This window comes from Hydrocarboniphaga sp. FW305-C-57 (assembly GCF_058783045.1).
In genome coordinates this window covers 270003-292421 of the sequence record NZ_JBYSYG010000005.1, presented here as the reverse complement: position 1 = coordinate 292421, position 22419 = coordinate 270003, and the positions used below count along the sequence as shown (strand labels likewise).

Sequence of the window (22419 nt, the reverse complement as noted above, 5' to 3'; positions counted from 1 at the left end):
AAAAGATCCATCCTGCGGTCGCGGTGGCGCTCGCATCGACTGCTTCTACGTCTCCCGTCTCCCGTTCCGCGTCTCCCGGCCGCTCAGGCCTTGAGCACGCCCGATGCCTTCGCCACGTGCGTGGAGATCGCGTCCATGAGCGGGGGAGACAGGCAGTCGTAAGGCGTCAGCCCGAGCTCGGTGAGCCGGCTGCGGACCGCGCCCATGTTCGCCGGGTCGGCTCCCGATTCGATGATCGAGGAGACGAATGCGGCGAAGGTCGGTGCCGACCAGCCCGACTCGGACGACAGCTCGGTGTGAACGAAGTCGAGGCCGTAGAACGGGTGGTTGGTGTTCTCGATGCGACCGTACAGGTGGACGCCGCAATCCTTGCAGGCGTGGCGCTGGATGGTGGCCTTGCTGTCGACGACCACGAGCTTGTCGGCGTTCTCGATGACTTCGACCTTGTCGCGCGGCACCACCGCGACCACCGAGAACAGCGCGCCGGCCGGCTTCCAGCATTTGGTGCAGCCGCAGGCGTGGTTATGCGCGGTCTGCGAGGACAGCTTCACCCTGACCGGGTTCTGCGTGCACTTGCAGCTCAGCGTGCCGCCGGTGAAGTTCGGCGAGGTCGGCTTGATACCGTTGTCGATGGACGGGTGTAGCGAAAGGGCGCCCATGGCTCACCGTCCCGGAAGATCGGCGTGAGCGCGCTCGGCGCGGGGTGCTCCTGAAATCATGGCAACTCCTCCATTCAATCCTGTGGACACTGCGTGGGTGGACTGCAATGCAGTCTCCCGGCGCCTGCAGTCGCCAGGGTCTTGCTCGATGGCCGGCACGGATGCGTGGAGGCGCGCATCCATGTCGATAGCATTGGCCGATCGAGCATGGAGGCCTCTAGCCGGGCGTGAGCCCGGCTCCGGCGTGATGGGAGTCGCCTTCGCCGTGAAGCGAATCGAGGCGCTGGCCGTCGCGGATCAGGCCATGGCGATGCATTTTCCGGTAGAGCGTCTTGCGGCTCACGTGCAGGCGCACGGCGGCTTCGCTGACGTTCCAGCGACAGGCTTCGAGCGTGCGCAGCAGCGCGGCGCGTTCGGCGTCGGCGAGCACGTCGTCATCGTCTTCGTCGTCCGCGTCGGATTCGTGATTCAGGCGCGTGACGGCCTGCGTTTCGATGCGGGCCTCGGACGGAGCGTTCGCGCCGAGCAGCCAGCGCTCATCGAAATCGGTCAGTGAAAGCTCGTCGGTTTCGCTCAGCGCGAGCAGGTTGCGGATCACGTTGCGCAGCTGGCGCAGGTTGCCGGGCCAGCTGCAGCGCAGCAGCCGCTGCACCAGCGCGTCGCCGATGCGGATGTTGCGATCACCGGCTTCGATCCGGATCAGCGCCTGCACCATCTCGGGCAAGTCCTGGCGCTTGCGCAGCGGCGGCATCGTCAAGGTGATGCCGTTGAGGCGGTAGTAGAGATCGTCGCGGAACTGGCCGCGCGAGGTCATTTCGATCAGGTCGCAATGCGTGGCGCTGATGATGCGGATATCCACCGGCACCGGCTTGCTGCCGCCGAGCGGCATGACTTCGCGATCTTCGATCACCGTGAGCAAGCGCGCCTGCAGCGACAGCGGCATGTCGCCGATCTCGTCGAGGAACAGCGTGCCGCCGTTGGCCTGCAGGATGCGGCCCGAATGGCCTTGCCGGGCCGCGCCCGTGAACGCGCCGGGCTTGTAGCCGAACAGCTCGCTCTCGATCAGCAGCTCCGGAATCGCCGCGCAGTTGACCGAGACGAAAGGCTTGTCCGCGCGCTCGCTCGCCGCGTGAATGCTCTTGGCGAAGTAGCCCTTGCCGGTGCCGGTCTCGCCGAGCAGCAGGATCGAGATATCGCGGTTCATCACGCGACGGGCGATGTGATGGTTCGAAGCCACCACCGGATCGCGCGACGGCGCCGCATCGATGTTCTTGAGCGTCAGCACGTTGCCGGCCGGCTTGTTCGCGCTGAAGTCGGAAGCCGGAGCCTGCACCACGCCGAACAGGCGCAGATGGCCCAGGTGCGCCGCGATCGGCTCGGGCCGCATGCCGGGGCGCGAGGCGAGCTGCAACAGGGTGCCGAGGCTGGTTTCGAGCACGCTGCCGATGTTCTCGCCGCAGAGCTCGCGATGCTCGCGATAGCTGAGCAGGTCGAGTGCCGCCCGATTGCAGCCGACGATCAGGCCGGCTTCGTCGAAGGCGATCACGCCTTCGCCGGGCGTGCTGACGAATTCGGGGAACGGGTGGAAGCGCAGCACGTGATAGCCACGCGCCGCTTCGAGCACCGCGCGGTTCTCGATGTTCTTGGCCGCGATCTCGACGAGCGCGAGCGTGTGCATCTGCGGTTCCGACGAGCTGCCCGAAATGTCGAGCGCCGCGAGCAGCCTGCCCTGCATGTCGAAGATCGGCGCGGCGGTGCAGGTCAGCGCGGTGTTCTGCAGCAGGAAGTGTTCGGATCGATGGATGATGATCGAGCGGCGCATCATCAGGCAGGTGCCCATGCCGTTGGTGCCGAGCTCGCGCTCGCTCCAGATCGCGCCTTCGCGAAAACCGCTGCGCCGCGCGGTGTCGGCGAACGCCGGATCGCCCGTGTAACAGAGGATCACGCCGTCGGCGTCGGTCAACATGATGCCGAACTCGGAATGCTGCATCTGCCGCGCGAGACCGAGCATTTCGACGCGCGCGATCTGCAGCATGGTGCCGAGGCGTTCACGCCGGGTCTGCAGATCCACGCGCTCGACCACGATCGGATGCTTGGTCTTGAGCGGATCGAGCGAGTAGCTGCTCAGGCAGCGGCTCCACGAATGTCGCACGCTCTGGTCGATGTCGATCGCGGTGGGCTGCCCCTTGACGGCCGATTGGATCAGGCGCGCATGGCCTGTTCCGTCCTGTCTCAGAACCATGATTTTCTCCTCCATCATGTGGTCCTCATGCAATCCTGCATGGGATCGGTCTTGCCGATGGAGAAAACCGCGCGATGCGGGTCTGCGGCCCGCTTCGGGTACGCGCGGCAGCACCACCGCTGCCGAGCGCTGAGACTACTCAACAATCGCGCTGCGGAAAAGCGGCATTTCCTGACAGACGGAACAGTCGATGCGCGCAGTGACGCCATCACGGCCGAAGCCGTGACGCGAAAGTGGAGGGTGGTGCGCGCATTCATGGGTAATGTGACGATCAGTAGCGGATGACCGATCGGATCACCTTGCCCTCGTGCATGAGATCGAAAGCCTTGTTGATCTCGTCGAGTGGCAGCACCTCTGTGATCATCTCGTCGATCCTGATCTCGCCCTTGAGATAGCGATCGACGTAGCCCGGCAACTGCGAGCGACCCTTGACGCCGCCGAAGGCGGAGCCGCGCCAGACACGCCCGGTGACGAGCTGGAACGGTCGCGTACTGATCTCCTGTCCCGCACCGGCGACACCGATGATGATCGACTCGCCCCAGCCCTTGTGACAGCACTCGAGCGCGGAGCGCATGACGTTGACGTTGCCGATGCATTCGAACGAGAAATCGACACCGCCGTCGGTCAGATCGACGATGACCTGCTGGATCGGCGTATCCGGATGATCCTTCGGGTTGACGAAATCGGTGGCGCCGAGCGCCTTCGCCATCTCCCACTTCGAAGGGTTCATGTCGACGGCGATGATGCGCCCGGCCTTGGCCATCACCGCGCCCTGCACGACCGACAACCCGATGCCGCCGAGGCCGAACACCGCGACGCTGTCTCCGGGTTGCACCTTGGCGGTGTTGAGCACCGCACCGATGCCGGTCGTGATGCCGCAGCCGAGCAGGCAGACCTTCTCGAGCGGTGCCTTCTGATTGATCTTGGCGACCGAAATCTCCGGCATCACCGTGTACTCGGAGAAGGTGCTCGTGCCCATGTAATGCAGGATCGGCTTGCCCTTGTACGAGAAACGCGAGCTGCCGTCCGGCATCAAGCCCTTGCCCTGGGTCGCGCGGATCTTCTGGCACAGGTTGGTCTTGCCGGACAGGCAGAACTTGCATTCGCCACATTCGGGCGTGTACAGCGGAATCACATGATCGCCGGGCTTGACGCTGCTCACGCCGGGCCCGATCTCCTGCACGATGCCGCCGCCCTCGTGACCGAGGATCACCGGGAACAGGCCTTCGGGATCGGCGCCCGACAAAGTGAACGCGTCGGTATGGCAGACGCCGGTCGCCACGATCTTGATCAGCACCTCACCGGCCTTGGGCGGGGCGACGTCGATCTCCTCGATCGACAGCGGCTTGCCGGCTTCCCAGGCGACTGCAGCTCTTGATTTCATGTCGTCTCCTCTTGGCTGTTCGGATGCTGCGATTCCGCTACGAATCATTTCGTCGCCGGCGCGTCTCCGTATTTCTTCGCCTCGCTGCCGCGATAGTTCGCGCGGATGAAGGTGATGATCTTCCAGAGGTCGTCGCCACTCTTGACGATGGCTCCATGCGGCGGCATCGGCCCGACCACGTTCTCGCGGCCCTTGCGCGCATAGCCGTCCTTCTGCAGCGCGTCGGAGCCTTCCGAGATCAGCCGGAACAGGGTGTCGTCGTCACCGCCGTAGACCCAGGTTTCGTTCGAAAGCGGAGGACACATGCCGCCGCCGCCGGTGCCGCCGTGGCAGCCGTTGCAGCTCGTGCGCATGTAGAGCTTGCGACCTTGCTCGACGATGTCCTTGTCGGTGTCCTGGTAGGGGTTCTTGAGCTGGCCCTTGGGCGTGGCCTTGACGATGTCGAGCGGCTTTTCAGCGGCACCGGAAGCGGGCGCCGTCGAAGCTTCGGCGCTGGCCGTGGGCGCTGCCTCGCCATCGGCGAAGACATGCAACGAGACGGTGCCCATGACCAGGGCGAGCGACGTGAAGAGCAGCTGGAGTGCGCGATGGGTGCCGCGATTGTTGAAAGCAGTGAAGCGCATTTGCGGGTTCCTTTTTATGAAATGAAAGGCCTGGGCTGATCCTGCTCAGACTTTGTTGTGCGTATCGGCAACCGAAGCGCCGGCTCGCGACGCCTTCTGCTGCAAGACTTCGATGACCGCGTCGTTGCCGCGCTCCTGGGCGATGCTCAGCGCGGTGGCGCCGCCGTCGTCGCGCGCATCGAGCTTGGCCCCCGCTGCGATCAGCGCCCTGGCGGTATCGGGCCGATTGCTGGCCGCCGCGATCATCAGCGCGGTGATGCCCGCTCCGTTGCGTGCCTCGACGTTCGCTCCGGCTGCGATCAGCGCTTGCGCGATCGGGTTCCAGCCGCCGGCGGCGGCCAGCATGAGCGGTGTGTAGTGGCCGCCACCGACCGCGTGGTTCAGGTCCGCGCCGGCCTTGATGAGCGCGCTCGCCGATTCGGACTTGCCGTATTGCGAGGCGATCGACAGCGCCGTCATGCCACGGCTGTTGCGCGCCTCGCGATCGGCTCCCTTGCTCGCGAGCAGCTTCACCGCACTGGCATTGTCGCGCCAGGATGCGTGCATCAGCGGCGTCCACTGATCGCTGTCGCGCACGTCGATGTTCGCCTCGTGTTCGAGCAGGTACGCGGTGATGTCGTCGAAGCGCATGCGCACCGCGTTGTGCAGCGGCGCGTAGCCTTCGCCGTCGAGCCGGTCGATGTCGGCCTGGGTCTGCTCTACCAGATAGCGCACGCGGACCAGATCGCCCGCGAGCGTCGCATTGGCGAGTTCGCGCGTCGGGTCGGCGCCGTCCTTGAGCCACTGCTTGAGCTGAGCCAGCGTGGCGTCCGGCCCGTAGCCCGCGGGCTTGGCCGCGGCCTGGTAGCGGTGCTCGAACTGGTAGGGGCCGTGCGAGGGCAGCTTGCCGCTGATCACGCAGGCCTCGCACTGCACGAGCGGAACGCCGTAGTCGTTCAGGATCTGCTCGATCTTGTCCTTGTTGTCGGCGAGCGCCTGGTTGAGCCGTTGCTGCAGGCCCTTGTCGCCACGACGGACCGCGAGTGCCATGTCGAACTCGAGCTGGCGATCGTCGTCCATCAGGTTGACCGGCTGCAGCGTGATGTCGGCCTTCTTGATGGTCTTGTAGTAGCCCGCGAACGGGCCCCAGATCGCGGCCATGTCGAGCTTGCCGTCGACGACCTGCTGCACCTGGTACGAAGGCTGGTTCTCGGGCACGCGATCGCCGTCGTAGCTCAGAAAATGCGTGACCGTGTTGTTCTTGACGTCGCGCTGGCCCAGGGACTCGCGAATCGCCGAGGTCTGGTAGACGCCGATCTTGAGCTTCTTGAGCAGCGGGTCTTCGAGGCTCTTGACCTGATAGTGGCGATCGCTGCGATACGCGAGCACGAAGGCGCTCCTGTAGAGCGGCTGGGTGACGAGCACGCGCTCCATGTCGGTGGGCACGTCGAACATCACGTCGCAGGCGTTGGCGTCGAGCGTGCCGCGCAGCAATCCGCGTTCGATCGAGCTGCGCCAGTCATACGAAACGCCGGTGCCGAGTGCTTCGCCGAGCACTTCGGCGATCTTGTTCTGGTAGCCCTCGCCACGCTGGTTCGACAGCGGCATGTTGCCGGGGTCGGCGCAGACGCGCAGGCTGCGGACTTCTCCCGCTTGCGCGGGCAGGGTGAACAGCGTCGCCACCGCTGCGAATGCAGCCGGAGCGAGGCCCGTCGAAACTTTCGATGCAATGGTCGATGCGATCTTCTCGTGTCGATTCACGATGATCTCCTTGCGCTGTGTGACTCCTGGCCGGGCTGCTCGCGCTCGCGTGGAACGCGAGCAGCCGGCACTTATCGGCGATTGCTTCGCCTTGTCTGTACGGCTCTCAGTTCACGCGGAACGTATAGAGCGTGCCGCCCTGCGGAATCTTGTCGAGGTTGGCGGCCTTGGTCATCGCGGTCGCACCGATGGCGCCGAACTTGTCTTCGAGATCGAGGCCCGCGGTCACCGGCAGGCCGATCCAGCCGCCGATGCCCGACCACACCGACACGTACTGCTTGCCATTGACCTTGTAGGTGATCGGGTTGCCGATGATTCCGGACTCGAGCTTGCGCGACCACAGCACCTTGCCGGTCTTGCGATCGACGGCACGGAAGTCGCCGCCGAGGCTGCCGTAGAAGGCCAGGCCGCCATCGGTCACGAGCGCGCCGCTCCAGTTCGGATACGGGTCCGGAATCTCCCAGACGGTCTCGCCGGTCAGCACGTTGAACTTCTTGAACTTGCCGGTGGTGCCGGGCTTCTCGGGATACATGAACACGTTCGCGAACACGTACACGGTGCCCTGCTGCGTGTGCGAGCGCTCCTGCGGTTCGAGTTCCATGCACCAGTTGTTGGTCGGGCAGTAGGCGACGCCGGGCTCGTTCGGATCGAGCGCGCAGGGCTGCTGATCCTTGCCGCCCATCGCGGACGGGCAGGCCTGCACGTTGTTTTCGAGGCCGAACGGAGAATGCTCCTTGACCTTGATCGGGCGGCCCGACTTCATGTCGATCTTCTCGGCCCAGTTCGCGGTGACGAACTTGTTCGCGCGCAGCAAGGTGCCGTCGGTGCGATCGAGCACGTAGGCGAAGCCGTTGCGATCGAAGTGCACGAGCACCTTGCGCTTCTTGCCGTCGATGGTCCAGTCGGCCAGCATGTTTTCGTTGATGCCGTCGTAGTCCCACTGGTCGAACGGCGTCATCTGGTAGGCCCATACCGCTTCGCCCGTGTCGATCTTGCGCGCGAAGATCGTCATCGACCACTTGTTGTCCTGCTTGCCGGTGTTGCACTCCTCGTGCGTCTTGAACGAGCAGCGATAGAACGGGCTCCAGAGGCCGGGATTGCCGGTCGAGTGATAGACGAGCTTGAGTTCGGGGTCGTAGCTGTAGAAGCCCCAGCTGGTTCCGCCGCCGCGCTGCCACTCGTCACCCGGATAGCTCTTGATCGAGGCGTCCGTGGTGCCGTAATGCGGGTTGGCCTTGTTGGTGTTCTTGGTGATGCAGATCTCCTTGTCGGTGCCGGTGGAGCTGCATTCCCAGAGCTTCTTGCCATCCTTGATGTTGTAGGCCGTGAAGCGGCCGCGAGCGGCGAACTCGTTGCCGCCGAAGCCGATCAGCACCTTGTCCTCGGCGATCAGCGGAGCCGGCGTGATGGTTTCGCCCTTGTCCGGATGCGCGTGCTTGACGACCCAGGCTTCCTTGCCGGTCTTGGCGTCGAGCGCGATCAGAAAGCCGTCGAGCGTGCCGAAGATGACCTTGCCCTGTGCGTAGGCCAGGCCGCGATTGACGGTGTCGCAGCAGGCGCGCGGAACCGCGGACTCGTCGCGATCGGATTCCTTCACGTATTTCCAGATCGCCTTGGGATTGTCCGGGTCGGACAGGTCGAGCGCCTGGACGATGTTGGGCCAGCCGCTGATCAGGTACATCATCGGCTTGCCGTCGTCGGTGATCACGAGCGGCTGGCCTTCGTGGCCGCGCAGCGTTCCGCTCGACTGCGACCAGATCATCTGCAGCTTGTCGACGTTGCCGGTGTTGATGTCGGCGAGCTTGCTATGTCGTGTCGATGCCAGATCGCCGCTGGGCGATGCCCAGTTCGCCGGATCGCCCTGGCGCTTGATGATTTCCGAATTCCCCGTCGCACTTCCGCAGGCCGCTCCCAAAATCAAGGCGGCACAGACCAGCCTGAATCTCTGGACATTCATGTGCTAACTCCTCGCTACGCGTGTGTGTCGTTCTGTTTTGGTTCGCCCGTCTCCGTTGCGGAAGGCGGGCGCCGTTTCCGTTCTTGTGAGTCAAGGTCGAACGGTTCGCGATAGAAGGAGCAGTGGTCGTGCCAGCCTGAACGCTGCTTTTAAACGGTTGTAAATCAAACAGTTGAGCGCGATGCATTTTGCTGCGCTGCGGCAGGGAGGTGTGCGCGGGTCGCGCGCGCCACGGCCTTTGTGTCGCATGTGACCCAATCGACCTGCGGACCGACTGTCGCAGGGGCGAATCGGTAACAAAAAAGCCGCAGCCCGAGAATCGCTTCGGGCTGCGGCCGGTGCCGGTACCGCTGAATCCGCGCCGCGGACCCAGTGGCGGATCGAGTGCCTACAGTTTGACGTCGCTGATCTGCAGGATCGGCTGCACGTTCGTGTAGTTCGGAATGTCCGCCATGATCTCGGGTGCATGCGGGCCGAAATGGGTCTGGAAGGATTCGACCGAATCGAAGTACAGATGGCACATCGCCACGAACGGAGGTTCGCTACCAGGTGCGCCACCCGACAGGCCCAGTTCGCCGTCGACCTTGCGCAGCGCGGCGCCGACCTTGCGCTGGACGAGCGGAAGATGCTTTTCGAAGTAGTAGGTGGCGTCGAACTTCGTGTCCTTGCCGCCCGGGTACAGCACGTTCACCTTGATCATCTGCGCTCCTCGATTGTTGATCTGTTACTGGACTGCTTGATGGGACCGAACGCGGTCGCCCGCTACGGTAGCCGTAGTTCATGCCTCGCACAAACGGAAAAAATCCCGACCGTCGATCGGGACTTTCGATCGTGCAACAAGTGTTGCAGCGCGGTGCCGCTCAGTGCACGGAAGCTCGCAGATCGCCCTTGTCATAGCGCGCCGCCATCGCCTCCAGCGCGACCGGGCGGATCTTCGAGGCTTGCCCGGCACTGCCGAAAGCCTCGAAGCGCAGCCTGCAGATGTCCCGGGCCGCGGACGTCGCGGCCTTCAGAAAGGCGCGCGGATCGAACTCGTCCGGCTTCTGCCCCATTTTCTGCCGCATCGCGCCGGTCATGGCGAGCCGGATGTCGGTATCGATGTTGACCTTGCGCACGCCGTGGCGGATGCCCTGGCGGATTTCCTCGACCGGAACGCCGTAAGTCTCCTTGATCCGGCCGCCGAACTGGCGAATCACCGTGAGCCATTCCTGCGGCACGCTCGAGGAGCCGTGCATGACCAGGTGCGTATTCGGAATGCGCCGGTGGATCGCCTCGATACGGTCGATCGCGAGGGTCTCGCCAGTCGGGGGCCGCATGAACTTGTAGGCCCCGTGGCTCGTGCCGATCGCGATCGCGAGCGCATCGACGCCGGTCGCCGCGACGAACTCGGCGGCCTGGCCGGGGTCGGTCAGCAGCTGCGCATGATCGAGTACCCCGGCGGCGCCGACGCCGTCCTCCTCACCGGCCTCGCCGGTTTCGAGCGAACCCAGGCAGCCGAGTTCGCCTTCCACCGATACGCCGACCGCATGCGCCATCTCGGCGACCTTGCTGGTGACGCTCACGTTGTAGTCGTAGCTCGCGGGTGTCTTCATGTCCTCGCGCAGCGAGCCATCCATCATCACGCTCGAAAAGCCGCTGCGGATCGACGCCTGGCACACCGCCGGCGATGCGCCGTGGTCCTGATGCATGCAGATCGGAAGATGCGGGTAGCTCTCGACGGCGGCCTCGACGAGATGACGCAGGAACGCTTCGCCCGCGTATCGGCGAGCGCCGGCGCTCGCCTGCAGGATCACGGGACTGTCGCAGTCGTCCGCAGCCTGCATGATCGCCTGGATCTGCTCGAGATTGTTGACGTTGAACGCGGGCAATCCGTAATCGTGCTCGGCGGCGTGGTCCAGCAGCTGGCGCAGCGAGATCAGAGCCATGTCGCGGTTTCCTCGTGTCGAATCGGTGAGTCGGTCGGCGGGTCGTCGCAGTCCTGGGCCGCGCGGGCGACGCAGGACAAGTCATCGATGAGCCGGTCGGGGTCGCAATCGCGAATCGGCAGGCCGCCGTTGTAGCCGTAAGGCACCACCCAGCAGCGCACGCCGGCATTGCGGCCGGTGGCGATGTCGATGGCCGAGTCGCCGACGAGCAGGGCGCGCCGTGGTTCGATGCCGTGTTCACGCAGGCAATGCATCACCGGCAGCGGGTCGGGCTTGCGCGCGCTCAAGGTATCGCCGGCGATCACGGGATCGAAGAAATCCTGCAGCTCGTGGCGTTCGAGCACGAGGCGGGCGAAACGCGCCTCCTTGTTCGTGAGCACGGCGAGGCCGATGCCGAGATCGAGCAGGATTTGCAAGCTTTCGCGGACCTGCGGGAACACGCGGCTGTGCTGGCCGCAGCGTTGCTCGTGAAAGCGCGAGAACACCGCCATCAGCGAATCGCCACCCGCACAGCGGCGTACTGCATCGAGCGAAGCGCCGGTCGCGTGCGCATAGGCCCGCAGCATGAGTTCGCGGCTGCCGTGGCCGATCCAGTTGCGCAGCAGTGCGTGCGGGAGCGCGGCGTGGCCGATCGACTCGAGCACGTCGTTGGCGGTGTTGGCGATGTCGGTCGCGGTGTCGACGAGCGTGCCGTCGAGATCGAACATCACGAGATCGAACATGTCTCTTTCTCCCTAGTTGCAGGACAGCACGATCTCGAAGTCCTCGACCGGTTCGCGCGGATGGGCCCTGGCGTGTTCGAGCACCAGTTCGTGCGCGGCCGTGGCGACGTCGCTCGCGGTGAGCTTGAACAGCCGGTAGAGCTCGGCGGCCGGTGCAGATTCACCGAAGTGATCCACGCCGATCACCGCGCCGGAGCGGCCGACGTACTTGCGCCAGAAATCCGGATGCCCGGCCTCGATCGCGAGCGCAGGCAGCTCGGGCGGCAGCACTCGATGGCGGTATTCGGCGCTCTGGCGATCGAAGCGGCTCGTGCACGGCATCGACACGAGCCGCGATCCGAGCCCTTGCTCGAACAACAGTTGCTGGGCCGCGCAGGCGATGCCGACTTCCGAGCCCGTGGCGATCAGCAGCACGCGCGGTGTGCCGAGTTCCCGCAAGACATAGCCACCGCGCACGATCGAGTCGGCCGCGTCGCGCGCGTGTTCGAGCACGGCGGTGTTCTGGCGCGAGAGCAGCAGGGCGCTCGGCGCCTGGGCTTGCTCGATCGCGCAGCGCCAGGCGACCGCGGTTTCGACCGCGTCGGCCGGGCGCCAGACGTCGAGCCCTGGAATCAGCCTCAGTGAGGCCGCGTGTTCGACCGGCTGATGCGTCGGTCCGTCTTCGCCGAGGCCGATCGAATCGTGCGTGAAGACGTGAATCACGCGCAGCTTCATGAGCGCGGCCATGCGCACGGCATTGCGGCTGTAGTCGCTGAAAGTCAGGAAGGTGCCGCCGTACGGGATGTAGCCAGCATGCAGTGCGATGCCGTTCATGGTCGCGGCCATGCCGAATTCGCGCACGCCGTAGTGGACGTAATTGCCCGCCTGATCGCGTGTGAGTGAGCGGCTGCCCTTGAACTGCGTGAGGTTCGAACCCGTGAGATCGGCCGAGCCGCCGAGCAGCTCGGGCAGCTGCGGGCCGAGCGCGTCCAGCGCCTGCTGCGAGGCCTTGCGCGTCGCGGTTTCGGTCGCCGCGGTGAGCTGGCGATCGAGCAGAGCCTGTACGTGCCGCTCGAAGTCGTCGGGCAGCTCGCCGCGCTGGCGGCGCATGAAGTCTTTCGCAAGCTCCGGATGGCTTTTCTCGTAGCGCGAGAACAGCTGCTGCCATTGCGTTCGTACCCGGGCTCCACGTTCGCGCGCGTCCCAGGCCAGCCGCAGGTCGTCCGGTATTTCGAACGCCGCATGCGGCCAGCGCAGTCGCTCGCGCGTTTGCGCGATCTCGTCGGCTCCGAGCGGAGCGCCGTGCACGGCTTCGGTGCCGGCCTTGTTCGGAGCCCCCTGGCCGATGGTCGTGCGGCAGCAGATCAGCGTCGGCTTGCCTTGCGCGTCGTCCGACTGGGCACGGGCCTTTCGCAACGCAGCATCGATCGCCCCGGCCTCATGGCCATCGACATCGGCAATCACGTTCCAGCCGTAGGCTTCGAAGCGGCGCCGGGTGTCGTCGTTGAACCAGCCCTTGACCTCGCCATCGATCGAGATGCCGTTGTCGTCGTAGATGGCGACCAGCTTGGAGAGCCCGAGCGTGCCGGCGAGCGAGCAGACTTCGTGGCTGATGCCTTCCATGAGGCAGCCATCGCCGACGAAGACGTAAGTGCGATGGTCGACGATGGCCAGGCCCGGACGATTGAACTCGGCCGCGAGCAGTTTCTCGGCGAGCGCCATGCCGACCGCGTTGCCGAGCCCTTGCCCGAGCGGCCCTGTCGTGGTTTCGATGCCCGGAGTGATGCCCACTTCGGGATGCCCGGGCGTCTTCGAATGCAGCTGGCGAAAGCGCTTGAGCTCGCCGACCGGCAGGTCGTAGCCGCTCAGGTGCAGCAGCGCGTAGAGCAGCATCGAGGCATGGCCGTTCGAGAGCACGAAGCGATCGCGATCGGGCCACTGCGGATCGCCCGGGTCATGCTTGAGATGCCAGGTCCACAGCACCTGCGCGATGTCGGCCATGCCCATCGGCGCGCCCGGATGCCCGGAGCGCGCGCGCTCGACCGCATCGACGGCGAGCAGGCGCAGGGCGTCGGCCATGCGAGTCTGCAGTGCGGTGTCGTTCATCGGCTTTCTCCTGGTGGTTTGCGTCTAGGCGCGCCGCTTGAGATCCATCAGTCGCAGGATCATCGGCGTGAAGATCAGCTGCATCGCCAAGCCCATCTTTCCGCCCGGAACCAGAATGGTGTTGGGGCGCGTCATCATCGAGCCGTGCAGCATCGAGATGAGGTAGGGGAAGTCGATGCCCTTGGGATTGGTGAAGCGGATCACCACCATGCTTTCGTCGGGCGACGGAATGTCGCGCGCGATGAACGGGTTCGAGGTGTCCACCGTCGGCACGCGCTGGAAATTCACGTGCGTGCGCGAAAACTGAGGGCAGATGTGCGTCACGTAGTCCGGCATGCGCCGCAGGATCGTCTCGACCACCGCTTCCTGCGAATAGCCGCGCAGGTTCTGGTCGCGATGCAGCTTCTGTATCCATTCGAGGTTGATGATCGGCACCACGCCGATCAGCAGATCGGGGTGCCGGGCGATGTCGATGCCGTCATACTTCGCTGCCCCGTGCAGGCCCTCGTAGAACAGCAGGTCCGAGCTGCCCGCTTCGATCTCGCGCCAGGGCGTGAAGGTGCCAGGCGCCTGCTGATACGGCGCGGCCTCCTCCTCGTCGTGCAGGTAGTTTCGCAGGCTGCCGCTGCCGTTCTCGCCATAGCGCGCGAACAGCTCGTGCAGCTCGGGCAGCAGATTGGCTTCGGGACCGAAGTGCGAAAAGTGCGTGTTGTGCGCCGCGTCGGCCTCACGCATCGCCTCGCGCATGGCCTTGCGATCGTAGCGATGGAAGGCGTCTCCTTCGACGATTTCGGCGCGAATCTTCTCGCGCCGGAAAATATGCTTGAAGCTCTGCAGCACCGTGGTCGTGCCCGCTCCGGATGAGCCGGTCACCGCGATGATCGGATGTTGCCTGGACATGGAACTCTCTCCGTCAGTTCAGCTCGCTCCGGTACAGCGATCGCTCGTTGAACAGCGGGGATGCGTAGGGACGGTCCGCTCCGCAGTCGTGTTCGCGGTGGTAGCGCTCGATGCGCTCGACTTCGTTGCGCGAGCCGAGAATCACGCTGCAACGCTGATGGATGTCTTCGGGCTCGACTTCGGACAGGCGCTGGCGCCCCGTGCTCGCCAGGCCGCCGGCCTGCTCGATCAGCATCGCCATCGGCGCGGCTTCGTAGAGCAGGCGCAGGCGCCCGGCGCGCAGTGGCTGGCGGCTGTCGCGCGGATACAGGTAGACGCCGCCGCGCATGAGGATGCGATGCACGTCGGCCACCATCGCCGCGATCCAGCGCATGTTGAAGTCGCGCTCGCGTATCCCGCAGCGCCCGGCCTTGCACTCGTCGACGTAGCGCATCACCGGTGCTTCCCAGAAGCGCTCGTTCGACACGTTGATCGCGAATTCGCCGGTGTCGGCCGGCACCACCAGGTCCGGATGCGTGAGCACGAAGTTGCCGGTTTCGCGATCGAGCGTGAAGCCGTGCGTGCCCCGGCCGACGGTCAGCACGAGCATCGTCGAAGGGCCGTAGATCGCATAGCCGGCGGCGACCTGCTCGCGGCCTGGGCGCAGGAAGGATGCGGCCGTCGGCGTCCTGGATTCACGCTGGCGCAGGATCGAGAAGATGGTGCCGACGGCGGCGTTGACATCGATGTTCGACGAGCCGTCGAGCGGATCGAAGCTCAGCAGATAGGCGCCGCGCGGCCGGTCACCCGGAATGACGAAGGCTTCCTCGAGCTCCTCCGACACCATGCCGGCGAGCAGGCCGCCCCATTCGCATTGGCGCAGCATGATCTCGTTGGTGATGACGTCGAGCCTCGATTGCCGCTCGCCCTGCACGTTCTCGGTCTCGAGCGTGCCGAGATGATCGCCGAGCGCACCTTTGGAGACCACGGCCGAGATCGCCTTGATCGCGGCCGCGATGTCGACGAGCAGGGCGGACAGGGTCTTGCTGTCCGCGTCGCCGTCGAGCTGTTCGATCAGGAATTTCGACAGCGTGGTCTTGGCTTGAAACATGTCCGTTCTCCTCCGGCATGTGGGCTGCTTTTTCGTATCGACGCCGTCACCGCTCCGCTGCGGTTGCCGCCGACTGCGTGAACACGCGGCTCGCGCGGATGTCGCGCGCTTCGATCGTCATGAGGGCTTCGCGGCCGGCTTCACCGCTGCGCGCCTTCATCGCCGAGCGGAACAGGCGGGCCGCCTGGCGCAGTCGTGCGCGGTCGAGCGCATTGCGGATCGAGCGTGCGTTGGCGAAATGCGCCTGGCTCATGCGCCGCTCGATGTAGTCGCGCATCGCGCTCGCGGCATCCGCGTCGAAGCGATAGTCGATGCGCGAGACCATCAGGTTCGCGATCTCGAGCAGCTCGTCGGCCGAGTAGTCCGGAAAATCGATGTGATGCGCGATGCGCGAGGCCATGCCCGGATTGCTCTGGAAGAACACGTCCATGCGCGACTTGTAGCCGGCCAGGATCACCACGAGGTCGTCGCGCTGGTTTTCCATCACCTGCAGCAGGATCTCGATCGACTCCTGCCCGTAGTCGCGCTCGTTCTCGGGTCGGTAGAGGTAGTAGGCCTCGTCGATGAACAGCACGCCGCCCATCGCTTTCTTGAGCACTTCGCGCGTCTTCGGCGCGGTGTGGCCGATGTACTGGCCGACCAGATCGTCGCGCGTGACCGAGACGAGCTGCTTGTTCCGGATGTAGCCGAGCCGATGCAGGATGTCGGCCATGCGCTGCGCGACCGTGGTCTTGCCGGTGCCCGGATTGCCCGTGAAGCACATGTGCAGGCTCGGTGCACCCGCACGCAGTCCTTGAGCACGGCGCGCCTTGTCGACGATCAGGTAGGCCGCGATCTCGGCGATGCGCTCCTTCACCGGCGCAAGGCCGATGAGTTCGTCGTCGAGTTGCGCGAGCACGTCGGCGATGCCGGTCTGTTCGTAAAGAGCGCGCAGGTCTGGCGCATCTTCCCCTCTCCCGCTTGCGGGAGAGGGTGGCGCATTGGCGCCGGGTGAGGGAGCACTATTCCGATACGGTGCTCCTTCACTCGGTCCTGGCGCACCACCCTCTCCCGCACGCGCAAGAGGGGACAAGCTTTCTGCTGTCGTGGCCGACATGCGCGCGCTCAATACCGCTCGCCGGCCGGCTTGTCGGCCGCGTACGAATGCACCGAATACCGCTGCACGCGACCGGCCATCTCGGTGCGATCGAGCCTGAAGCCGGGCTCCTCGACCGGGCGATTGACGATGAAGGACATGCGCGGCGTTTCCCAGCCGCGCGTCGCATCGAAGGCCGTGACGCGCACGTAGTGGTTCGCGAAGGTCTTGCGGCAGGCGTCGATTTCCATCATCACGCCGGCCGGATCCTTCAGGTCGAACATCGGCAGTCCGAACATCTCCCAGTAGGTGTTGCGCGGATGCGGATCGTCGGTGTACTCGACGTTGACCGCCCAGCCCTGGTGCAGCGCATAAGCCACCTGCGCCTTGATCTGCGCATCGGTCAGGTCGGGCAGGAACGAGAACTGGCCTTGCGTGAGCCGATTGCCGTAGTTGGTCATCATGTCGCGTTCTCCTCAGGCGCTCGCGGTGGCGGTCGGCACGAAGTCGGCCGTGTCGGTCGATTCGTAGTTGAAGGTGATGTCGCCCCAGGTATCGAGCGCGGCCTTGAGCGGTGAGCAGTGGCGCGCCGCGGCCTGCAGGATCTCCGGGCCTTCGCGCAGGTAATCGCGGCCTTCGTTGCGCGCCATGATCATCGCCTCGAGCGCCACGCGATTGGCGGTCGCACCGGCCTGGATGCCCATCGGATGGCCGATGGTGCCGCCGCCGAACTGCAGCACCACGTCCTCGCCGAGATAGTGGATGAGCTGGTGCATCTGGCCCGCATGGATGCCGCCGGACGCCACCGGCATCACCTTGTTGAGCGAAGCCCAGTCCTGTTCGAAGAACAGTCCGTGCTCGAGGCTCTGCTGTGTCTTGTCCTCACGCAGCGTGTCGTAGAAGCCCTTGATCATCAGCGGATCGCCTTCGAGCTTGCCGACCACGGTGCCCGCGTGAATGTGGTCGACGCCGGCCATGCGCATCCACTTGCAGATCACGCGGAAGTTCATGCCGTGATTCTTCTGCCGAGAATACGTGGAGTTGCCCGCGCGATGCAGGTGCAGGATCACGTCGTTCCTGCGCGCCCACTTGGCCATGCTTTGAATGGCCGTGTAGCCGACGACGAGGTCGATCATGACGATGGCGGTGCCGAGTTCCTTGGCGAAGTCGGCGCGCTCGTACATGTCTTCCATCGTGCCCGCGGTCACGTTGAGGTAATGGCCTTTGACTTCGCCGGTGGCCGCGCTGGCCTTGTTCACGGCTTCCATGCAGTAGAGGAAGCGATCGCGCCAGTGCATGAACGGCTGGCTGTTGATGTTCTCGTCGTCCTTGACGAAGTCGAGCCCGCCCTTGAGCGCTTCGTAGACCACGCGGCCGTAGTTGCGGCCCGACAGGCCGAGCTTGGGCTTGGTGGTGGCGCCGAGCAGTGGACGGCCGAACTTGTCGAGCCGCTCGCGCTCCACGACGATGCCGGTCGCCGGGCCCGGGAAGGTCTTGAGGTAGGCGACCGGAATGCGCATGTCTTCGAGGCGCAGCGCCTTCACGGCCTTGAAGCCGAACACGTTGCCGATGATCGACGCCGTGAGATTCGCGATCGAACCGGGCTCGAACAGATCGAGGTCGTAGGCGATGTAGGCGAAATACTGCGCTTCGGTCCGGGTTCCGGGGCCGGTGTTCGGCACGCGATCCACGCGATAGGCCTTGGCGCGATACAGCTCGCAGGCCGTGAGCCGGTCGGTCCAGACCACCGTCCAGGTCGCGGTCGAGGATTCACCGGCGACCGCGGCGGCGGCTTCTTCTGGATCGACGCCTTCCTGCGGCGTGATACGAAACAGCGCGATCACGTCGGTGTCCTTGGGTACGTAATCCGGTTGCCAATAACCCATCTTCTTGTAGGGGATCACGCCGGACTTGTAGCGGGCGTTGGTATTGCCGGTCACGCGTTGGCTGGTGGCTGCACTCATCGATGTCTCCTCGCGGTGTTCGAGCTTTTCGTGGAGCCATCCTTGCGTTCGGGGAAACCAAAGTAAATTCAAACTTTCTTTCATTTCATTAAGCGATCGCTTATGGTTCGACCGCCATGAAACTCACCCGTCGCATCACGCTGCGACAGCTCGAGGTGTTCTGCGAGGCTGCGCGCCAGCTCAATTTCTCCGATGTCGCGGAGACGCTGTCGCTGACCCAGCCGGCGATCACGATGCAGATTCGCCAGCTCGAGGACGCGATCGGCCTGGCGCTGTTCGAGAAGAACGGACGCCGCAAGACGCTGACCGAAGCGGGCAGGCGGATGCTCGAACACGCGTCGCGCATCCTGGGTGAAGTGCGCGACACCGAGCAGTCCCTGCTCGCGCTCAAGGGCCTGTCGGACGGCAGCATCACGGTCGGTCTCGTGAGCACCGCGAACCACTTCGCACCGAGGTTGCTCGCCGCTTTCAGTCAGCTGCATCCGGGCATCGAGGTGCGCTTCGTCGTCGGCAATCGCGAAGCCCTGGTCACGATGCTCAAGGAGAATCAGACCGATCTCGCGGTGATGGGGCGGCCGCCCGAGGAGCTCGAAACCGTTTCCGAGGCGCTCGCGAAGAATCCGCATCTGCTCGTTGCGCCACCGACGCACGCGCTGCGTGGCAAGCGGCGCGTGGCCTTGCGTCGGCTGCGCGACGAGACTTTCCTCCAGCGCGAATCGGGCTCGGGTACGCGTGGGGTGATGGAGGAGTTCTTCGCCGCGCAGGGCTTCAAGCCCCGGCGGATCCTGTCGCTCGGCAGCAACGAGACGGTCAAGCAGGCGGTGATGGCCGGGCTCGGGCTCAGCGTGTTGTCGCTGCATACGCTGGCCCTGGAACTGCGATCCGGCGAGATCGCGGCGCTCGACGTGGCAGGCCTGCCGTTGCAGCGCACCTGGCATGTGGTGCACTTGCGAAGGCGGCCGTTGTCGCCGGCCGCGGCCGCGTTCCGGCAATTTCTGATCGCGGAGACGGCGCGATACTTGAAGCGGGAATTTGCGGCCTTGATCTAGCGTTGTTTCGGCCGTGGGCAGCGGAGCGCGAATGCGCCCGCGGCAAAGGCCTAGCGCCGCTCCGGGAACGCCTCGCTGACCGTCATCACCGATCCCGCCTGCATGCCGTCATAGCCCGCGAGCGCATTGATCGCGGCCTTGAGTTCCGGGCTGCGCAAGCTCGTCAGCACGCGCGCCATCGTCGAACTCGACAGGAACTCCGCGCTGCAGGCGAAGAAGTAGCGCTCGCTCGCGAGCGGCAGGAACTCCAGCCCGAAGCGTTTGGCCGGCGTTTCGACACCGAATCCGACATCGGCCATTCCGCTTGCGACGAAGGCGGCGACCGCGGCGTGGGTGTATTCACTCGTGTCGTAGCCTTCGATGTGCTGACTCTGCAGCTGCTCCTTGCGCAGCAGCAGGTCGAGCAGCATGCGCGTGCCGGAACCCGCCTGTCGATTGACGAAGCGAAGGTCGCCGCGCACGAGATCGGCAAGACCGCGCACGTGCTTGGGATTGCCGGGCGCGACCATGAGCCCCTGTCGGCGCGTGGCGAGCAGCACGAGCCGGTGTGTCGGCTTCAGCCACTGGCTGTAGGGTTGCAAGGCCTCGCGCTGGAATTCGCCCAGCGGGACGTGAAAGCCCGCGAGGTCGCAGCCACCGGCGTTCAGTGCGGCGAGCGCTTCGGTGCTGCTGCGGTACTTGAGATCGAGCGGAATCTGCTGGCGCGCGAACCAGTCGCGCAGCAGTTCGACCGCGAAGCCATGGCTGGCCTGCAGGCGCAGAATGCCTTGCGCATCGGAGAGCGCGCGTTCGAGCTCGACCTCGAGTTCCGAGGCGAGGCTGTCGAGCACCGGCGACAGGCGCGCGGCGATGCGCCGGTCGGCCCAGACCAGCTTTTCACCGAGCGGCGTCAGCACCGCGCCACGACCGCGACGGCTGTCGACGAGCGGCACGCCGAAGGCCTGATGGCCTTCCTGCAGGATGCCCCAGGCGTAGCGGTAGGACAGATTCATGCGCTCGCAGGCGCCGACCAGCGTGCCGGTCTCGTCGATGCCGACGAGCAGTTCGACGACGCGCGGCAGCAGATGGCGCGCATCGCCACGCGCGAGTTGCCATTGCGGTTTGATCGAGAGCTTGAACATCGGGCTTCTGGGTGTCCGGATTTAGGCTTTTATAAACCGATTTAAATGGATGATGAAAGCCGATTGTTCTGGCTGTCACCTTCTCGGCGTTAGCATGCCTGCCACCAAAGTCTGCTTCGCACGTTCTTCAAAATATGTTCTAGTCAACCTATAAGACTAGATCGGGTCCGGCAAGTCGGCGCCCGCGCACGGTGAGGAGAGACATGGCCAGCCCATCCACAGCCAGCCCAGATGTCGACAGCACAACGCCAGCGCTTTTTCTGTCGAGAGTTCTCTCGAAGGAGGCCAGCATCGCCGGGCCCGGCTTCAGTCGCTGGCTGGTGCCGCCCGCGGCGCTGTGCATCCATTTGTGCATCGGCATGGCCTACGGCTTCTCGGTGTTCTGGCTGCCGCTGTCGAAGGCGGCCGGTATCACGCAATCGATCGAATGCGAGGCCGATATGAGCTTCATGGCGCTGCTCGTCGCCACGCATTGCGATTGGAAGATCAGCCAGCTCGGCTGGATGTACACGCTGTTCTTCGTGTTTCTGGGCTGCTCGGCCGCGATCTGGGGCGGCTGGCTCGAACGCGCGGGTCCACGCAAGGCCGGTGTCGTTTCGGCGCTGTGCTGGTGCGGCGGTTTGCTGATCTCGGCGCTCGGCGTGTATCTGCACCAGCTCTGGATGCTCTGGATCGGCTCGGGCGTGATCGGCGGCATCGGGCTCGGGCTCGGCTACATCTCGCCGGTGTCGACCTTGATCAAGTGGTTTCCCGATCGGCGCGGCATGGCGACCGGCATGGCGATCATGGGCTTCGGTGGCGGCGCGATGATCGGCGCACCGCTGGCCGACAGGCTCATGAGGCATTTCGCGAGCGCGCAATCGGTCGGCGTCTGGCAGACCTTCGTCGCGCTCGCCGCGATCTACTTCGTCTTCATGATCGCCGGTGCGCTCGCGTACCGCGTTCCGCCCGCGGGCTGGCAGCCGCAAGGCTGGGCGCCGCCCGCGAACGCAAGGAGCGCGATGATCGCGCGCCGGCCCGTGCATCTACGCGACGCGCACAGGACGCCGCAGTTCTGGCTCGTCTGGGCCGTGCTCTGCCTCAACGTGAGCGCGGGCATCGGCGTGATCGGCATGGCCTCGCCGATGCTGCAGGAAGTGTTCGGCGGCCGGCTCATCGGCGTCGGTGCCGGCGAACTCAGCGGCGAGCAGAAGGCGCAGGTCGCGGCGATCGCGGCCGGTTTCACGGGCCTGCTGAGCCTGTTCAACATCGGCGGGCGATTCTTCTGGGCCTCGATCTCAGATCGCATCGGGCGCAAAGCCACCTATTGCGTGTTCTTCGCGCTCGGCATCGCGCTGTACGCGGCCGCGCCGTGGGCCGGGCATGCGGGCAAGGTCGCCGTGTTCGTCGCGATCTTCTGCGTGATCCTGTCGATGTACGGCGGCGGTTTCGCCACGGTGCCCGCGTATCTGGCCGATTTGTTCGGCACCCAGTTCGTCGGCGCGATTCACGGTCGCCTGCTCACGGCCTGGGCCACCGCCGGCATTCTCGGCCCGGTGCTCGTCAACTACATCCGCGAATACCAGCTCGCGCACGGCGTGGCGACGGCGCAGGCCTACGACAGCACCATGCTGATCCTCGCCGCGCTGCTCGTGCTGGGACTCATCTGCAATCTGCTCGTCAAGCCCGTCGATGCACGCTTTCACATGAGCGATGCCCAGATCGCCGCAGCCAGGCAGGCCGCGCATGAGACGTCGCCTGCGATGCCTGCGCATTCCGGCGCCGTCGCTGCGCAATCGACGCTCAGGATCGCGCTCGCCTGGCTCGCTGTCGGCATTCCGCTGCTGTGGGGCGCGTGGATCACGCTGCAAAAGGCCGCGGTGCTGTTCCACTGAACGACCCGC

General features: G+C 65.2%; 18 protein-coding genes. 2 read left to right on the top strand and 16 right to left on the bottom strand.

Features of this window, described 5'->3' with window-relative positions; all coding sequences use genetic code 11:
• Positions 1-83: 83 nt before the first annotated feature.
• From gfa to AC3WUM_RS12695, 15 genes are all read right to left on the bottom strand, one after another.
• Complete coding sequence (gfa, locus tag AC3WUM_RS12765) at positions 84-659, bottom strand: S-(hydroxymethyl)glutathione synthase (protein ID WP_492410691.1); 576 nt, start codon at positions 657-659, stop codon at positions 84-86.
• A 217-nt stretch (positions 660-876) separates the two neighbouring features.
• Positions 877-2901 (bottom strand): sigma-54-dependent Fis family transcriptional regulator, encoded by a 2025-nt coding sequence (locus AC3WUM_RS12760; RefSeq protein ID WP_492410690.1) that lies wholly within the window; start codon positions 2899-2901, stop codon positions 877-879.
• Positions 2902-3172: 271 nt separating this feature from the next.
• Complete coding sequence (locus AC3WUM_RS12755; protein ID WP_492410689.1) at positions 3173-4285, bottom strand: S-(hydroxymethyl)glutathione dehydrogenase/class III alcohol dehydrogenase; 1113 nt, start codon at positions 4283-4285, stop codon at positions 3173-3175.
• A gap of 44 nt (positions 4286-4329) precedes the next feature.
• The gene (locus tag AC3WUM_RS12750) at positions 4330-4908 is read right to left on the bottom strand and encodes a c-type cytochrome (protein WP_492410688.1); all 579 of its coding nucleotides are present in this window, start codon (positions 4906-4908) and stop codon (positions 4330-4332) included.
• A 45-nt stretch (positions 4909-4953) separates the two neighbouring features.
• A complete protein-coding gene (locus AC3WUM_RS12745; protein ID WP_492410687.1) occupies positions 4954-6648 on the bottom strand; it encodes a quinoprotein dehydrogenase-associated putative ABC transporter substrate-binding protein in 1695 nt (564 codons plus the stop codon).
• Positions 6649-6754: 106 nt separating this feature from the next.
• On the bottom strand, positions 6755-8605 hold the full coding sequence (locus AC3WUM_RS12740) for a PQQ-dependent dehydrogenase, methanol/ethanol family (RefSeq protein WP_492410686.1): 1851 nt from the start codon (positions 8603-8605) through the stop codon (positions 6755-6757).
• A 388-nt stretch (positions 8606-8993) separates the two neighbouring features.
• Positions 8994-9305 carry an EthD family reductase gene (locus tag AC3WUM_RS12735; RefSeq protein ID WP_492410685.1) on the bottom strand — a complete coding sequence of 104 codons (312 nt, stop codon included), beginning with the start codon at positions 9303-9305 and terminating at the stop codon, positions 8994-8996.
• 160 nt (positions 9306-9465) lie between these two features.
• The gene (gene fba / locus AC3WUM_RS12730) at positions 9466-10530 is read right to left on the bottom strand and encodes a class II fructose-bisphosphate aldolase (protein WP_492410684.1); all 1065 of its coding nucleotides are present in this window, start codon (positions 10528-10530) and stop codon (positions 9466-9468) included.
• On the bottom strand, positions 10521-11252 hold the full coding sequence (locus AC3WUM_RS12725) for an HAD-IA family hydrolase (protein ID WP_492410683.1): 732 nt from the start codon (positions 11250-11252) through the stop codon (positions 10521-10523). Before AC3WUM_RS12725 ends, fba begins: the two co-directional genes overlap by 10 nt.
• 12 nt (positions 11253-11264) lie before the next feature.
• Entirely contained in the window at positions 11265-13337 is a 2073-nt protein-coding gene (tkt, locus tag AC3WUM_RS12720; protein ID WP_492410682.1) for a transketolase, read from the bottom strand.
• A 24-nt stretch (positions 13338-13361) separates the two neighbouring features.
• A complete protein-coding gene (locus tag AC3WUM_RS12715) occupies positions 13362-14237 on the bottom strand; it encodes a phosphoribulokinase (protein ID WP_492410681.1) in 876 nt (291 codons plus the stop codon).
• Between the two features lie 13 nt (positions 14238-14250).
• Complete coding sequence (locus AC3WUM_RS12710) at positions 14251-15327, bottom strand: class 1 fructose-bisphosphatase (RefSeq protein ID WP_492410679.1); 1077 nt, start codon at positions 15325-15327, stop codon at positions 14251-14253.
• 46 nt (positions 15328-15373) lie between these two features.
• Positions 15374-16261: a CbbX protein gene (cbbX, locus tag AC3WUM_RS12705; protein ID WP_492410795.1), complete on the bottom strand. Its 888-nt coding sequence runs from the start codon at positions 16259-16261 to the stop codon at positions 15374-15376.
• A gap of 170 nt (positions 16262-16431) precedes the next feature.
• On the bottom strand, positions 16432-16866 hold the full coding sequence (locus AC3WUM_RS12700; protein ID WP_492410678.1) for a ribulose bisphosphate carboxylase small subunit: 435 nt from the start codon (positions 16864-16866) through the stop codon (positions 16432-16434).
• A 12-nt stretch (positions 16867-16878) separates the two neighbouring features.
• Positions 16879-18366, bottom strand: coding sequence for a ribulose-bisphosphate carboxylase large subunit (locus AC3WUM_RS12695; protein WP_492410677.1), 1488 nt, complete (start codon positions 18364-18366; stop codon positions 16879-16881).
• A 116-nt stretch (positions 18367-18482) separates the two neighbouring features.
• Here AC3WUM_RS12695 and AC3WUM_RS12690 point away from each other — a divergent pair, with 116 nt between their 5' ends.
• On the top strand, positions 18483-19415 hold the full coding sequence (locus tag AC3WUM_RS12690) for a LysR family transcriptional regulator (RefSeq protein ID WP_492410676.1): 933 nt from the start codon (positions 18483-18485) through the stop codon (positions 19413-19415).
• Between the two features lie 50 nt (positions 19416-19465).
• Here AC3WUM_RS12690 and AC3WUM_RS12685 read toward each other — a convergent pair whose 3' ends face one another.
• On the bottom strand, positions 19466-20536 hold the full coding sequence (locus AC3WUM_RS12685; RefSeq protein WP_492410675.1) for a substrate-binding domain-containing protein: 1071 nt from the start codon (positions 20534-20536) through the stop codon (positions 19466-19468).
• 203 nt (positions 20537-20739) lie between these two features.
• On the opposite strand from AC3WUM_RS12685, the gene AC3WUM_RS12680 reads away from it, so the two are divergent.
• Complete coding sequence (locus AC3WUM_RS12680; protein ID WP_492410674.1) at positions 20740-22410, top strand: OFA family MFS transporter; 1671 nt, start codon at positions 20740-20742, stop codon at positions 22408-22410.
• Positions 22411-22419 lie beyond the last annotated feature (9 nt).